This window comes from Methylibium rhizosphaerae (assembly GCF_006386545.1).
Taxonomy (GTDB): Bacteria; Pseudomonadota; Gammaproteobacteria; order Burkholderiales; family Burkholderiaceae_C; genus Pseudorivibacter; species Pseudorivibacter rhizosphaerae.
The window spans coordinates 1-891 of sequence record NZ_SWAR01000160.1 but is presented as its reverse complement, the minus strand read 5'-3'; the positions used below and the strand labels follow the sequence as shown (position 1 = coordinate 891).

Below are 891 nucleotides of genomic sequence, written 5' to 3'. Positions count from 1 at the left end.
GCTGAGCGCGTCATTGGTCGCGTAACCGGTGAGACCGTCATCGCCTGTGGTGGAGGCGATCGCACGGGCCTTGACGTCTGCGATGCTCCAGCTGGTGCCGTCCGCAAAGCGGATGGCCTCGACCGCATACGCCGAAGTCCCGTCGTTGGTGAAGTAGCTCGAGACGCTCAGGCGGTCATCGGTGCCGTTGAGGCTGATGATGAGGGTGTCGTACGAGCGCGTGAGCGTGACGTCCGCAGGCGTGATGCCCGCACCGAGCACGATGGTGTCGGCATTGGTGCCCAGTGCATCGCCGTCGGAGTTGTTGATGGTGTCCTGTCCGGAGCCCAGGCTGAACACATAGGTGTCGGCCCCCTCGCCGCCATAGAGCGTGTCGTTGCCCACACCGCCATCGAGCGTATCGCTCCCGCTACCGCCCGAGAGGCTGTCGTTGCCGAGCCCACCGTCCAGCGTGTCGTTGCCAGAGCCTCCGGTGAGGCTGTCGTTGCCCGCCCCGCCCACGAGGGTGTCGCTGCCATCGCCACCATCGAGCGTGTCGCGGCCGTCACCACCATCGAGCGTATCGGTGCCCGCCATGCCGGAGAGCGTGTCGTTGCCGTCGCCGCCGCTGAGCGCATCGTTGGTGGCGTAGCCGGTGAGGCCGTCATCGCCTGCGGTGGAGGCGATTGCACGAGCCTTGACGTCTGCGATGCTCCAGCTGGTGCCGTCCGCAAAGCGGATGGCCTCGACCGCATACACCGAAGTCCCGTCGTTGTAGAAGTAGCCCGAGACGGTCAGCCTGTCATCGGTGCCGTTGATGCTGATGACGAGGTCGTCATACCAGCGAGTGAGCGTGACGTCCGCAGGCGTGATGCCCGCACCGAGCACGATGGTGTCGGCATTGGTGCCCAG

Annotated in this window: 1 protein-coding gene; it reads right to left on the bottom strand. The window is 65.9% G+C overall.

Going from position 1 to position 891, the window contains the following annotated elements; all coding sequences use genetic code 11:
- Positions 1-891, bottom strand: an 891-nt coding sequence (locus E8D38_RS27910; protein ID WP_140637583.1) for a calcium-binding protein, incomplete at both ends; no start/stop codon positions are given.